The organism is Bacteroides sp. MSB163 (genome assembly GCF_036416795.1).
In the GTDB taxonomy this organism is placed as follows: Bacteria; Bacteroidota; Bacteroidia; order Bacteroidales; family Bacteroidaceae; genus Bacteroides; species Bacteroides maternus.
In genome coordinates this window covers 5,261,180-5,276,354 of record NZ_CP143867.1, presented here as the reverse complement: position 1 = coordinate 5,276,354, position 15,175 = coordinate 5,261,180, and the positions used below count along the sequence as shown (strand labels likewise).

General features: G+C 45.3%; 9 protein-coding genes. 4 read left to right on the top strand and 5 right to left on the bottom strand.

Annotated features, from left to right (window positions below; all coding sequences use genetic code 11):
* Window positions 1–23: 23 nt before the first annotated feature.
* Window positions 24–1,127: a UDP-N-acetyl glucosamine 2-epimerase gene (locus VYM24_RS20685; RefSeq protein WP_299088405.1), complete on the bottom strand. Its 1,104-nt coding sequence runs from the start codon at window positions 1,125–1,127 to the stop codon at window positions 24–26.
* A gap of 121 nt (window positions 1,128–1,248) precedes the next feature.
* Between VYM24_RS20685 and VYM24_RS20680 the strand changes: the two genes are divergently transcribed.
* A complete protein-coding gene (locus VYM24_RS20680; RefSeq protein WP_195425980.1) occupies window positions 1,249–1,881 on the top strand; it encodes a trimeric intracellular cation channel family protein in 633 nt (210 codons plus the stop codon).
* Window positions 1,882–1,969: 88 nt separating this feature from the next.
* Here VYM24_RS20680 and VYM24_RS20675 read toward each other — a convergent pair whose 3' ends face one another.
* Window positions 1,970–4,870 carry a M16 family metallopeptidase gene (locus VYM24_RS20675; RefSeq protein WP_299088409.1) on the bottom strand — a complete coding sequence of 967 codons (2,901 nt, stop codon included), beginning with the start codon at window positions 4,868–4,870 and terminating at the stop codon, window positions 1,970–1,972.
* 265 nt (window positions 4,871–5,135) lie between these two features.
* Between VYM24_RS20675 and VYM24_RS20670 the strand changes: the two genes are divergently transcribed.
* Both VYM24_RS20670 and VYM24_RS20665 read left to right on the top strand, forming a co-directional pair.
* Complete coding sequence (locus VYM24_RS20670) at window positions 5,136–5,639, top strand: RNA polymerase sigma factor (protein WP_007215087.1); 504 nt, start codon at window positions 5,136–5,138, stop codon at window positions 5,637–5,639.
* 515 nt (window positions 5,640–6,154) lie between these two features.
* Window positions 6,155–7,930, top strand: a complete 1,776-nt coding sequence (locus VYM24_RS20665) for an oxaloacetate decarboxylase (protein WP_330940810.1) — start codon at window positions 6,155–6,157, stop codon at window positions 7,928–7,930.
* Window positions 7,931–7,999: 69 nt separating this feature from the next.
* Here the strand turns inward: VYM24_RS20665 and VYM24_RS20660 are convergent, their stop codons facing one another.
* From VYM24_RS20660 to VYM24_RS20650, 3 genes are all read right to left on the bottom strand, one after another.
* The gene (locus VYM24_RS20660; RefSeq protein WP_330940809.1) at window positions 8,000–10,666 is read right to left on the bottom strand and encodes an ATP-binding protein; all 2,667 of its coding nucleotides are present in this window, start codon (window positions 10,664–10,666) and stop codon (window positions 8,000–8,002) included.
* 39 nt (window positions 10,667–10,705) lie between these two features.
* Window positions 10,706–11,899 (bottom strand): glycosyltransferase family 2 protein, encoded by a 1,194-nt coding sequence (locus tag VYM24_RS20655; protein WP_330940808.1) that lies wholly within the window; start codon window positions 11,897–11,899, stop codon window positions 10,706–10,708.
* A gap of 178 nt (window positions 11,900–12,077) precedes the next feature.
* The gene (locus VYM24_RS20650; protein WP_291549554.1) at window positions 12,078–13,283 is read right to left on the bottom strand and encodes a BamA/TamA family outer membrane protein; all 1,206 of its coding nucleotides are present in this window, start codon (window positions 13,281–13,283) and stop codon (window positions 12,078–12,080) included.
* Between the two features lie 319 nt (window positions 13,284–13,602).
* Here VYM24_RS20650 and VYM24_RS20645 point away from each other — a divergent pair, with 319 nt between their 5' ends.
* Window positions 13,603–15,003: a C1 family peptidase gene (locus VYM24_RS20645; protein WP_330940807.1), complete on the top strand. Its 1,401-nt coding sequence runs from the start codon at window positions 13,603–13,605 to the stop codon at window positions 15,001–15,003.
* Window positions 15,004–15,175: the final 172 nt, after the last annotated feature.

Genomic DNA, 15,175 nt, shown 5'->3' with positions numbered 1-15,175 from the left:
TATAACTCCCTTTAACTCCTAATTCAGTAATGCTCCTTTAATTCTCCGTTAATCAACGTCTGTACGATACGTTCCGCTGTACGTCCATCCCAACGGTCGGGCAGGGTAGTATGTTTCCATTCGCCGAGCATTAGTTTTTCCAGAGCATTGGCAAGAGCCACGGAATCTTCATTCACTAACTCATTGGTACCTACACGCCAGGTTTCGGGGTGCTCAGCGTAGGAGTTGAGCGTGATGCAGGGGACATCGAGGAAGGTAGCTTCCTCGGCAATGTTTCCGGAGTCCGTTACAATGCCTTTTGCATGGTTGATGAGGTAACCGAAATGCAGATAACTTTGAGGCGGCAGGATGTGCAGATTAGGCGCGGGGATGTCCAGCGATTTGATGGCTTTTTGCACATAAGGGTGCAAGGGCGCAATGATGGGCATGCCTTCGGATTTCTCAATCAAGGTTTGTATCAACGATTTGAGCACATGTTTCTTGGTCAGCAGGTCGTGCCGGTTGAGGGTCAGCAACAGGTAACCGCGCTTTTCCAGCCCTATGGTGGAGAACCATACAGGTTGCAACAGACGGTGACGGTTGTAGCGGACGGTATCTATCAATATATTACCTACATAATGGATGTATTCGGGAATCATGCCTTCCTGGTTCAGGTTACGGTTGGCTACCATGCCTGCGGTAAACAGATAGTCGGAAATGGCATCTACGATGGTGCGGTTTACTTCGCGGGGCATATTCATATCGAACGAACGGGTTCCGGCAATGAGGTGCGCGACTTTCAGACCGCGCTTTTTGGCAACGATGGAACAGCTCATGGTAGCGGTAAGATCGTCTACAACGAGTACTACCTGCGCGGGATGATTGTTCAGTTCCTTCTCGAAAGCAAGCATGATGGCGGCTGCCACTTCCGAATGGTCGTGTCCGGTGACTCCCAGATAACCGTCCGGTCGCCTCATGTCCAGGTCGGAAAACAAGGAGGCATCCAGACTGGTATCATCCTGTCGCCCGGTGTAGACGAGACGGTATGAAATCTTCTTTCCAGCTTCCTGCGCGGCTTTGATGGCCCGGGTGATGGGAGCTATTTTCATGAAGTTGGGGCGTGCGCCCGATACGATTGTTATTTTCATTGCATATAAATTGATGAGACAAAAATACGTTTTCTTAGGGAAATTATTCGTTACTTTGCCCATAATTTTAATGAATACCGATTATAAATCATTAAACATTTAACGTTAATCATTGATTATCATGCCTACATTTGTTCAAATTCTCGATTTTATAGGTACGTTCGCTTTTGCCATCAGCGGTATCCGTCTGGCATCGGCAAAGCGGTTCGACTGGTTTGGGGCGTACGTGGTAGGTTTCGTGACGGCTATCGGCGGCGGTACCATCCGTGATGTGTTGCTGGGAGTGACGCCGGGGTGGATGACTGATCCTATCTATCTGATTTGTACGGGACTGGCTTTACTTTGGGTCATTCTTTTCGGAAAGCATCTCATTCACTTGCATAATACGTTTTTCATCTTCGACAGTATCGGTCTGGCACTGTTTACGGTGGTCGGTGTAGGGAAGAGCATTGCATTGGGATATCCGTTCTGGGTAGCCATCATTATGGGTAGCATTACGGGTGCTGCGGGTGGAGTGATCCGTGATGTGTTTATCAATGAGATACCGCTGATTTTCCGAAAAGAGATTTATGCGATGGCATGTGTGGTAGGCGGTACGGTCTACTGGTTGTGCGATCTGCTGGGAATGCAGTCCTATGCTTGTCAGGTGGTGGGCGGAGTATCGGTGTTTGTGACGCGCATTCTGGCGGTGAAGTATAATATCTGTCTGCCGATTCTTACGGGAGGCGGAGAAGAGGAGGAAGGCAAGGAGTAATGAGAGAAAGAACTACAAGTTACAAGCTACAAGTGCTTTTCAGCGTCATAGCGCAGCAACTTGTAGCTCGTAGCTTGTAACTCGTAGCTTAGAACAGTGCGTCTTTCGTGTTGAATAATTTTCTTTCATTCAGTTTCACTACTTTGCCGTATTTCTCCAGTTTCTTCAGATCAATATCTTTCGGGTTACCCATGATGCCGATGCAGTAAGGTTTCCCCTTAATATTCTCTTCGTAGAACTTCACGATATCGTCAAAAGTCAATGCGTCAACCTTTGGCAGATTCTCCTTGGCAGGGTCTGCATTGTAACCTATGCGCTGCAATTCTCTCATGTTCTCCGCTTTATCGCGGAAAGAAGGATGAGTTGTCAGCATCTCCTGGCGTATGTAACTTTTGATGTTATCGATACGGTCTGCATTCTTAGGCATATCCGTTACCAATCCCATGAAGACATCCAGCGCGTCATTGGCTTTGTCGTTCTGCGTACCGATGTTACCAAACAGGTAAGTGGGGTTACCGGGCAATGCAGGAGTGCCTATGTAGGCTCCGGCTGAGTAAGCCATAGAACGTTTTTCACGGATTTCAGTCATTACCAAACCGTTGAAACCACCGGAGAAATATTGATTGAACGCATCGCGTATTGCATCATCTTTCTTATCATATTTTGCCATCGGCAGGTAGAAATAAATTTGTGCCTGTTCCGCATCCGTGTTAGGCAGGAAGTAAATGGTATTTTCCGTTACTGAAACCATCGGCTTGTCTTGCGGAGATGTAGATGGCTTTTCGTTGGCAACCAGCGGCAGATTCTTGCTGAGGACGTCGTAAGCATTATCGAAAGGCATTGTTCCGCAATAGAAGATTTCGGCTTCATAGTTGGATGCGCGGTTGATATCACCTGTCAGTTCGGAGATCTGCAATTCGTAGATTTCCTTATCTGTCAGTTCGTCAATATAGGATGACTTATCCTGGAAGATCATGTATTGGAGGAGTGCGTTGGATAAGGTGTTTACATTCTCCTTACGTTGTTGGCGGCTACCCAGCATGGAGCCTTTGATACGGCTTAACTGTTTTTCGTCCAGTTTCGGCATCAGGATCTGGCGGGCAAGAAGCTGACAAGCTTGTGGCAAGGTTTCTTCGTAGCCTTCCATGGTGATGTAGAGGTAGTTTTGATTGGCGCTTACGCGGCAAGTTGCATTCAGCCTACTAAGTTCCTCTTTCAGTTGTTGCGGCTCATAAGTACCCATGATACCGGCGTTGTTCATCAAGTCCGCTGCAATGCCCAGTTTCGGGAAATCACGTACTCCGACACCATAACGGAGTGTGAGGCTGAATACGTTGTTTTCCGGATTCTGCGAATAATACATCTTGGAGCGGTCATTCAGTTGTTTGCTCTGTATCTCGCTGAAGTCGAGGAATTTCTCTTCCACTTGTCCGATAGGCATATTCTTGAACTGTGTAGCATACAAAGATTGTTTGCCTACAGGCGGTTCGATAGGTTTGTAACCCGGTTTCTTGATTTTTGCATTCTTATCCAGCTTGCCTTTTTCAATGTAGATGGCCAGGTAATCGTTGGTCAGGTATTGTTTGGCAACACGCTTGATATCCTCTGTGGTAATAGCCATTACCTCATCTTTGTAGTTGAGAACTTGCCCCAGGTCTTCTTCACTGATAAAGGCCTGCATCAGCATGAGGGCTTTGGAAGTATTCGATTCCATCATCAGGTCGAAGTCACGACACATGTTGTTCTTGATTGCATTGATCTGCCATTCTTCGAATTGTCCGTTGGCGATTTTCTCGATAGCTTTCAGTGCTTTCTTTTCAGCACTCTTGTTCGATTCGAAACGACGTTGATTTTCATCGTACAGTGGGGTGCAACGTACGATATTGCGGCCTTGTTCGCGGCGGGTGTCTGCATAGGCATAACCATTGGTCAGTTCACCATCGATGGTCAATTTGTCCAACGTACCGGTGCTGCTGCTGTTGCTCAGCAAAGACATGGCGATTTCCAGAGGCTTTTCATCGGGATGTCCGGAAGGTACACCTTTATATACGAGGCATACATTGGGATAATAACCGATTTTAGCATTATACTGCTTGCGACCTTTGATTTCAAGGTCAGGATAAGTTTTACGTTCGGGAGTAGCCTTAGCCGGTAAACGACCGAAAGTGGCGTTGATACGTCCGCTGATTTGCTTGGCATTGACGTTACCCACAAGAATGAGTACCATGTTTTCGGGAGTATACCATTCGTTGTAGTATTCGATCAGTTTGCTCAGACGAGGGTTCTTCAGGTGTTCCGGCAGACCGATGATGGGCCGTGCATACGGATGTCCTTCATAGGCGACACTCGAAATGAATTCTTGCTGTACGCTTCCCGGATTATCTTTATACATATTATATTCTTCGTATACACTTTCCAGCTCAGTCTGAAAGGTACGGAATACCGGGTTGATAAGACGCTGTGAGTAGATTTCCAACCATTTATTGATCTGGTAGGGAGGGAATGAGTTGTGATAGTAAGTTACATCGAAGCTGGTTCCGGCGTTCAGTCTCTTTCCACCCATGCTTTCTATCAGGTTCATGAACTCGTTGGATACACTAACCTTTCCGGCTTCTATGGTCAGCTCGTTGATCTCTTTAGCGATTGCTTCTTTCTTAACGGGATCAGCTTCGTCGGCCATTTCATCGTACTTGGCAATGATTTTATCATAAAGAGGCTTTTCGGTAGCCCAGTCCAGTGCACCGATTTTGTCGGTACCCTTAAACATCACGTGTTCCAGGTAGTGTGCCAATCCTGTGTACTCTGCCGGATCGTTCACTGAGCCTGTTCGGCAGGCCACAATACCGTACACATCCGATTTCGTGTTGTCTTCCCATATATATACAGAAAGGCCGTTCTTCAGCTTGAAAGCTTTCAATCCTTGACCGAATGACGGCAAAGCGATAGCCATGATAGCCAGAAGAGTGATTGATTTAATAATTCGTCTCATAAAATAAAGTGTTTTTAAATAAAGTGTTTTTGCTATATGTAGGCAAAACTATAAAAAAATCACAAACAGTTTACGAAATCTTCGGAAAAAGATACGCTTTTTACAAAAATCACCACCAGAAAACTCTCAAAAAGGGGGTGAAAACTGATAATTGATAGTTTTTGCCCTAAATAAAAACAAAACTCGGTCCTTGGAAACTCCAAAACTTCCCTATACTTGCAATCGTGAATTTAAAATAATTATTAACTATTTAAAAGAGCAAAGTATGAATACCTACAGTTTTAGGAAGGATTTGATTAGTGTGCAAGAAGAACTGCTTCGCTTTGCATATAAGTTGACAGCCGATAAAGAGGAGGCGAATGATTTATTGCAGGAAACCTCACTCAAGGCATTGGACAACGAAGACAAGTACATGCCCGATACCAATTTCAAAGGGTGGATGTACACCATTATGCGGAATATCTTTATTAATAACTACCGCAGAATCGTTCGCGAACAAACTTTCGTGGACCAGACAGATAACCTTTATCACTTAAACCTGCCGCAAAACTCCGGTTTTGCAAATGCCGAAGGATCTTATGATTTAAAAGAAATGCATCGCATCGTGAATTCGTTACCCCGCGATTATAAAGTTCCTTTTTCCATGCATGTCTCCGGTTTCAAGTATCGTGAAATAGCTGACCGTCTCGGATTGCCTTTAGGAACTGTAAAAAGCCGTATCTTCTTTACCCGCCAACGGCTACAACAAGAACTGAAAGACTTTGTTTGAAAACAAACAGTGCAGACTGAAGACTGACAAACTTAATATTTATAGCCCAGGGCAATGCTCTGGGCATGTTTTTTGTGATGGGATTGGTTCCTTTCTTTCGTGTTATGAACTAAATGATAAATAATCTTTTAGACGCGGATGACACGGATAATATACCGAATGGTGCTAATCACTTATCACTAAACCCTAATCACTTTTATTCCTTTCTTTCCCGGTATGAATATAATTTTAGGCGCATAATCCGCGCCTAAATCATTATCAGCATTTAGCTCATTACTGTACCATAATGCCCCCCCTCCATCCTTTCCGATAAATTATCGTCTGAATCATAGAGGAATGAAATGATGAGAAATGTTATAAAATGAAAAATAAGTTTCAATGTGGTATTAAACATATCTTTTATTCTAAATAATTCAAATATAAGTTTGACTATATGTCAGAATAAACCTTTATATTTGTACTTGTTAAGTTAACCGAGTAATTCATATATGTTAAACCGCTAACTGTTGACTGCGATGAAAAAGGAAATTAAATTCAGTCTTGTTTACCGTGATATGTGGCAATCTTCCGGTAAATATCAACCCCGTGTAGATCAATTGGTACGTATCGCTCCGTTGATTATTGAAATGGGGTGTTTTGCCCGTGTGGAAACGAACGGGGGAGCTTTTGAGCAAGTGAATCTGTTGTACGGTGAGAATCCTAACAAAGCCGTACGCGCTTTTACCAAACCTTTCAATGAAGTGGGTATACAAACGCATATGCTGGACCGTGGTCTGAACGCTTTGCGCATGTATCCTGTGCCTGCCGATGTACGCCGTCTGATGTATCGTGTGAAGCATGCGCAAGGGGGGGATATCACCCGCATCTTCTGTGGACTGAACGAGACGCGGAATATAATTCCTTCTATTGAATATGCATTGGAGGCAGGGATGATACCGCAGGCAACTCTTTGTATCACACACTCGCCTGTGCATACGGTGGAATATTATGCCCATGTTGCCGACCAACTGATTGAAGCGGGAGCACCCGAAATCTGTCTGAAAGATATGGCAGGCATCGGTCGTCCGGGTATGCTGGGACGGTTGACGAAGACGATTAAGGAAAGGCATCCCGAAGTGATTATCCAGTATCACGGTCATAGCGGACCAGGGTTGTCGATGGCTTCTATCCTGGAAGTTTGCGAGAATGGCGCCGACATCATTGATGTGGCTATGGAACCGATGTCCTGGGGTAAAGTACATCCGGACGTAATCTCCGTACAAGCTATGCTGAAAGATAAGGGCTTCCAGGTGCCTGATATCAATATGAAAGCATATATGAAGGCACGTGCCATGACACAGGAATTTATAGATGACTTCCTGGGCTATTTCATGGATCCGACCAATAAACACATGTCCTCTTTGCTGTTGAAGTGTGGTCTTCCGGGTGGTATGATGGGCTCCATGATGGCCGATCTGAAAGGAGTGCATTCAGGTATAAACATGATATTAAGAGGGAAGAATGAACCGGAACTCAGCATTGATGACCTGCTGGTGATGCTCTTTGATGAGGTGGAATACGTATGGCCTAAACTGGGGTATCCTCCGTTGGTGACACCGTTCAGCCAGTATGTGAAGAATGTGGCATTAATGAATCTTATGCAGTTGGTGAAAGGTGAAGAGCGTTGGACGATGATAGATAATCATACGTGGGATATGATTCTCGGTAAGAGCGGACGTCTGCCGGGCGAGCTGGCTCCTGAAATTGTGGAATTGGCGAAATCAAAAGGATATGAATTTGTGGATACTGATCCGCAATTGAACTACCCGGATGTTTTGGATGAATATCGGAAAGAAATGGACGAGAACGGTTGGGGGTATGGAGATGATGAAGAAGAACTCTTTGAACTTGCCATGCACGACCGTCAGTATCGTGATTACAAGTCCGGCACAGCCAAGAAGCGTTTCGAGGATGAGTTGCAACGTGCCAAAGATGCGTCTATGGTGAAGAACGGATACTCGGAAGAAGAAATCCGGAAGCTGAAACGTGCCAAGGCCGATCCGATTATTGCACTAGATAAAGGACAGGTGTTGTGGGAAGTATCTGTGGAAGGTCCTTCTGTGGCTCCGTTCATAGGGCGTAAATACCAGCATGATGAAGTGTTCTGTTACCTTTCAACCCCGTGGGGAGAATACGAAAAGATATTGACCGGATTTACCGGACGCGTTGTAGAGATATGCGCCAAACAAGGCGATACCGTGAATAAGGGCGATGTGATTGCCTATATTCAAAGAAGTGATATCTTTGCGTAATAAGTGATTAATGGTTAGTGATTAGCAGGCTGCACTATGATACCGCAGGAGCTAATCACTAGCCGTTAATCATTTATTAACCCACTTCTTTATCGTCTCCTTCAGTACCTCTTGGGTGAAAGGTTTGGTCAGGAAATCATTACAACCTGCTTCGAGTGCTGCTTTGCGGTCATGATCGTAGGCAAAAGCAGTCAGGGCAACAATGGGAACGTCCGGTGACAGTTCACGAATGACCTTCGTTGCATCCAGTCCGCCAAGATTGGGCATTTTCATATCCATGAGGATGATGTCCGGGTTTATTTCTACGAACATGTTGACAGCTTCCATACCATCTTTGGCACGTTCCAGATGGTATTCTTTACTAAGAATAGCTTTGGTCAGGATGTAATTGCTGTCCGTGTCTTCGGCTATCAGAACAGTTTTCATCTTTGTGCTTTTAGTGGCTGGAATTGGTGTGCTTTCTGCATTTGCAGTTATTATACTTTGCTCTTCGGCTGTCAGTTCGCTGCTTTCAAGTGCGCTTTTAAGCATTTCCTTTTCTTTCTCCTTGGCTGTATTGGCAGGCAGGGTAAAGGTGAAAGTAGTACCTTTACCCAGCTCGGAAGTTACGGAAATTGTTCCACCCAGACGTTCAATAATGGTCTTGCAAATGGCTAATCCCAAGCCTGTTCCTTGTGCGAAGTTATTGGCTTTCACAAAGCGTTCAAATACTTTTCCTATCTTTTCGGGAGCGATACCCGTACCGGTATCGGTCACATGAAATACTATTTTTTCTCCCTTTTGGTGATATCCGTAACTGATGCTGCCTTTGGTCGTGAATTTGAACGCATTGCCTATCAGATTTGAAATGACCTGGAAGATGCGGTTCTTGTCCGAGTCGATGTGGAGTTCTTCGTCTGAAGGTTCAAAAATCAGCTCGACACCTTCCGGGCAGCGAAATACGTGGGCGTCATGTATTTCCTTGCACAGCGGATGCAGGCGGACCGTGGCGACACTGAATTCTACAATGCCGGCTTCTATCTTCGAGAGGTCGAGAATCTCATTGATGAGTTGCAACAGGCGCTCGTTGTTTGCCTCTACTATGTTATAATAACTTTTGCGTTCTTCGGTATCGTCGCTTTCAGCAATGATGCGTGAAAAACCGACGATGGCGTTGAGCGGTGTACGTATCTCGTGGCTCATATTGGCGAGGAATGCCGATTTGAGTTGGTCGGAAGTTTCGGCTTTCTCTTTGGCGACCATCAGTTCACGTCTCATCAGTTCCATGTCGGTGATGTCCCATTCGATGCTTAATAAAATGGGAGGGAAGTCGCTACTTTCTATTTTCATCTTCCGCTTGTCGAGGAAGAGGGAATTGCCGTTACCATCGCGTTCTTCCGCCACCCAATGCATTTCCTCTCCGGTGGCGGTTACTTCAATATCCTGTTTCCTCTTTTCTTCCGCTATTTCAGGACAATAAAAATCATAGTCATCTTTTCCCAGGGCTTCCTGCATGGTGATGTCCCGATTGTATGACTCACGATTGCGGTAGATATATTTATAGCCGTTTTTAATGTCTTTCACGACAACACCGGCGGGTAGGTTCTCAATAATTTTATCCAAAACTTGATTTAATTGCTTGATTTCCTGTTCTTGACGGATGCGTTGTGTTATGTCCCTGCCGAATGTCCAGATCGTTCCTATTCCTTCGTCGCTGGTGACCCAATAAGAATTTCCTTCAATGGCAAGCACTTCGGGACGAAGTGGTAACGGGTTATGGACGATGTAACCTTGATTGGATTCTCCCCGCTTGACGCTGGCGGCAAATTCTGCCCATGTTTTCTGGTTACGGCCATACGATTGGAGGTCGTATATCTTCATTTGAGTAATGTCATCCGTATTGCTTATGTTGTGCCGATCTTTAAAACAACGGTTGGCGAATATGAGCGTACCATCTTCCCGGGCTGAGTAGATATCTTCTGTTGAATTGTTTATGGCGTGGGTAAGCAGGTTGATGTCATTGCGGCGGCGTTGTATATCTGTGATGTTTTGTATATAACCTTCCATAGTGGTGTTACCGTCTCTATGGCGTTCGCGTGCAAAGGCTTTGAGGCGGATGTAGAAGATTTGGCCCTGATAAAGAATACGATAATCCACGCTGTTCTCCATATCACCTTGCAGATTTTGTTCCAACCAGTTATTGAAGGTTTCCCTGTCTTCCGGAAGTATATATTTCAGGTATATGTCTACGTTGATATGTTGTGGCTCTTCGGTACACATGATATCGGTATGACCAACATAGCTGAAAGTACGTGTGTCGGACTCGTATTGCCAACTGCCGATAAGAGCGGCTTTCTGAATCTCGTAGAGTTCCCGGTTGTTCCTTTCCAATTCCAGTTTTCGTTGGCTGCGCTCCGTAATGTCCCGGTATTGGCATAATACCAGGGCACCGTACGGCTGCATGATACACTTAAAGAAATAGGTATCGTCCTTCAAACAGAGTTCGTAATTGCGGGTCGACTTTGTTCTGTGCGACAAGACTTTCTTGAATTCCGGATAAAACTCGCTATATGTTCTGGACGGCAGTATCGCCAGCAAGTTCTTTCCGAGTAGTTTTTCTTCTTTCAGAAACCAGAGATCCACGTTGTGGATGGCTATATCTACGCACACTCCATCCTTGTCCATGAGTATCAATGTATCTGACGTCATATTCAGGAGTTTCTCGGAATTGTTCGTGTCTTTCAGAATGTTTTTCATTGTCTTTCTTTGTTTTTAGATTTATTGGTAGGCGGCTTGTTAGCCTGCCCTTCGTGCTTTTTCCCAGGCTCCGCTTTTATTGCCTTTACGTTTGCTCAAGTAGCGGAATCCTCTTATCACGTTTACGTTCATGAAGAGGAAGTAGTATGGAATAAAGAGTATCTTGTTCTTTATGTGCCTTCGGGAGAGAACATAGCCCCAGATTCCCATCAGATAAAACAGAATTTGTAACCCCAGGATAATAGCATAGAATAGTGGCTGGGCAGTGGTGAAAAGCAATACTACGTTGAGGGGAAGCAGCAGGAATAACAGGATGGGAGTGATGGACCACCGCAGGACACGATGAGACACATATTGGAAGTTGAGCAGGCCGTAGCGGAAAGGGTTCAGTAATGGACGCAGTCTCCAGATGGATTGCAAACCTCCGGCTGCGATGCGTACTTTGCGTTTTTCCTCTTCCTGCATATCAGCAGAACCATTTTCGGTGGCATAGGCGGCAGCGCAGTAAGCGATGGTGTAACCCCGCATGACGATGCGAAGGGAGAGAATGAAGTCGTCGAGCAATGTATCTGTCTGCATATCCTCGAACAGTTCGCTGCGGACGGCAAACAATTCTCCGGCAGCGCCTACAGCCGAGTAGAGGCGTGAATCGAGGGCTTTCAGCTTAGACTCATATTTCCAGTAAATGCCTTCCCCACCGGATGCGGCATTATCCTTTGCCTGCATGGCTATACGTTTTTCGCCTGCCACGCAGCCCACTTTGGGATTGACAAAGGCATGAACAATTTCACGTAAGGCTTCCCGGTTCAGATGTGTATTGGCATCGGTGAATACGACAAGGGGAGTTTTTACAAACTTCATACCCCGGTTGAGTGCAGCGGTTTTTCCCTGGCGTACGGGTTGGTGGAGTACAGTGGCTTGTGGCCAGCGTGCAAGGCGTTCGTTGGTATGGTCGTTACTGCCGTCCGTAACCCAGAATATCTGTAGTTTCTCTGCGGGATAATCCAACTCCAGGCAGTTCTGCATCTTCTCATTCACAACATCTTCTTCGTTGTAAGCAGCGATGAACAGGGTCAGTTCCGGCAAATCCCCGTCGGGGGGCATGGGGTAATGTACCAGTTTACGGAAAGTTTCTTTAATTTTGACCAAAATGTACAATACAATTCCATATCCTATATAAGTGTAGAATACAATAAACAGGCTTATCCAGAATACTATCTCGAAAGTTCTCATTATGTGATGTTCTCAGTTTTGTTTAAGGTAAACAAGATAATAAAGCCCAAAAATATGGATAATCTTTTACTGATGCAAGAGAATCGGTAAAAATAGTTGCTGGTTGTGAGTTCTAAATTGTCCGTTATGGGGTATTTTTTACATTGCATATACAAGACGGAAACAAATCATTCATTCATTAAAATGCTTCTGTCATGTTGAAGTAGAACAATGTTTGATTGTTAACTGTATTTTTACCCAAGTCGAGACGCACGTTCATGCGGGGTTGCACCTCGATGCGTAATCCTATGCCATAATTGGGCAGTACACCTTCTATTTTGCCCATAGTGGGCCCCATGAAACCACAACCTGCCCATCCCACAAAACCTACATGGTTGAGCATGCGTTTCACCCAGGTACTTTTGTCGGTGTTTATCATCTGGCGATATTCTGCCATGACTACATGGGAGGATTTATCACGATACTGTCCCATATAATAACCGCGCAGGTCGAAAGGAGTTCCTGTAAGGACGTATTGCGTCAACGGCACGTCACCGAATACATTTTTACTCTGGGCCGTCCAGGCGAGTACCCTGCGTTTACCCAGGCTCTTATACTGGCGGTAATCTATCTCCAGACGATAGAAATTGTCATCGCTTCCGAGAAATTTAGTGTACATCATTCCACGAAAATCAAGGTACATACCACGATATGCATTGGCAGGGATGTCACGACTATCGTAAGTCAGCAGGAAGCCGACGCCGGAGTTGAAGTTAGTATATCCTTTGCTGGTTCCGCCCGCCGCTTTGTAGGAAGGCTCGTTTACCAGATGCTTGGCAGGTTCCGTGATGTCGTCATAGTTGATGTCTATCTGCGGACCGGCAAATATATTACTGTTGCCCAGTCGGAACAGGAACCAGGGGTTGAACTGTATGCCGCTGTAACGATATTGGCTGGTGGTGTCGCTGCGGACATAATTTTTATTCGTATTATAACCTAATCCATAGAAGTTGTCTTCCGTATTCTTGTAAGCAAACTTTCCGAAGATGCGGAAGCGGTCGCCTTTGAAGAAGAGCTGGGGTTTGGAGAAGAGGTTGATGCCGCCATTGAACAGGAAAGCAATAGCTACGGGGACTACAGAACGCAACTGTGTGGTGTCACTGGGATTCATCCGGAACGTCATCAGGGCGCTTCCGCCAAGTACGGCACCAAAGTCGGGGGTGTAACTGGGGCCACCCAGAATGTTATAATGCAGATTTCGCTTTGCTACCTTTTGTTTTCGTAATTCACGTTTGGTCAATGCCGGAGTCGTGTCATTGCTGGTAGCCAAGTTTATCATTTCCTGAGCGGAAAGAACTGTTACTGAAAACAGTAACGTCACAATACCTATTATATATTTCTTCATATCATACGAATGAGGGTGCAAAGAAAACTAATTTATTTGGATAAGTTTTCAACTCAATTGACAATAAATCTAAAGAATTTACTAAAAGTTTCAAAAAAGCAATTAAATTTGCATCACCTCATGAGGTAAACAAAACCTATCCGGTCCGTATCTGCTCCGTGCCTTCTCCGTACCTGCTCCGTGTCTATACATACGGAGATAGTACGGACTTGGTACGGAGCAGATACGGACTTGCTACGAGCCTGTCTTGGTCCGGATGTATTGAGAGGCAGATTTCTTGTTTGCGAAACTTGAATAAATAACATAAAACTATTATTTCATGAATAAACGAATTTTATCAGTTTTTGTTTTCAGTGCCGCTTTGTTTTCTATGCAGGCACAGGACGGGAAGGGTGGTATCAGCGAAACCATGCTGCATCAGATTAAACAGAGCTATCAGGGATCTATTGCCGATAAAGCCTTGCGTAATGCTATTGGCAACAACGACATCCGCAAACTGGCCCTCAACCAGGAAAATCTGACAGGTATGGATACTCATTTCTCCGTGAAAGTAAACTCCAAAGGAATTACAGACCAGAAATCTTCCGGCCGTTGCTGGCTTTTCACTGGGCTGAACGTGATGCGTGCCAAGACTATTGCCCAATATGGCTTCCAGTCTTTTGAATTTTCAGAGATTTATCCTTTCTTCTGGGACCAGTTGGAGAAAGCGAACCTTTTCCTCCAAGGTGTAATCGACACAAGCAAAAGTCCGATGACCGACAAGACCGTGGAATGGCTTTTCCAGCATCCGTTGAGTGATGGAGGAACGTTTACGGGGGTTGCCGATATCGTCAGCAAATATGGTCTGGTGCCTAAAGAGGCGATGCCGGAAACGAACAGCAGCGATAATACGGCGCGCATGGCAAACCTCATTTCCCTGAAACTGAAAGAATACGGATTACAGTTGCGTGACCTTGCTTCCAAAGGAGCAAAACCTGCCGCACTGGATAAAGAAAAAACAACGATGCTCGGCACCATCTATCGCATGCTGGTGTTGAATCTTGGAGTTCCGCCCACGGAATTTGACTATGTACGCAAAGATGCCAAAGGCAATCCCGCAGAAACAGAACATCATACCCCGATGTCCTTCCTGAAAAAGTATGGTGACGAAAACCTGCTGACCAACTACGTGATGGTGATGAATGACCCCACCCGCGAGTACTACAAATGCTATGAGATAGACTATGACCGCCACCGCTACGACGGCAAGAACTGGACATACGTTAATCTGCCTGTAGAGGACATCAAGGAAATGGCCATCGCCTCCCTGAAAGACAGTACCATGATGTATTTTTCCTGCGATGTGGGCAAGTTCCTGAACTCAGAGCGTGGACTGCTCGATGTGAAAAACTATGATTACGAATCATTGATGGGCACCACTTTCGGCATGGATAAGAAACAGCGTATCCAAACCTTTTCCAGTGGCTCCAGCCATGCAATGACCCTCATGGCAGTGGACTTGAATCAGGACGGACAGCCTGTGAAGTGGATGGTGGAGAACAGTTGGGGTCCCGCAAGCGGTTACCAGGGACACCTGATTATGACTGACGAATGGTTCAACGAATATATGTTCCGTCTGGTGTTGGAAACCAAATATGTGCCTGCCAAAGTGATGGATATATTCAAGCAGAAGCCTATCCGTCTGCCGGCATGGGATCCGATGTTTGCGGAAGAAAATTAGAAATAATTATTGGAAGGGCTAATAAAATTATTGCAAGGGCAAATCGAATTATTGCAGTGGTATACTATTTTAGCCCCTTTTCAGTAGCCCTATTATTGTCGTGCTCGTTAACGAAAGGAATTGCGGAAATTTATCCGTAATTCCTTTCTTTTTTACTCTTTATTCACGTTCT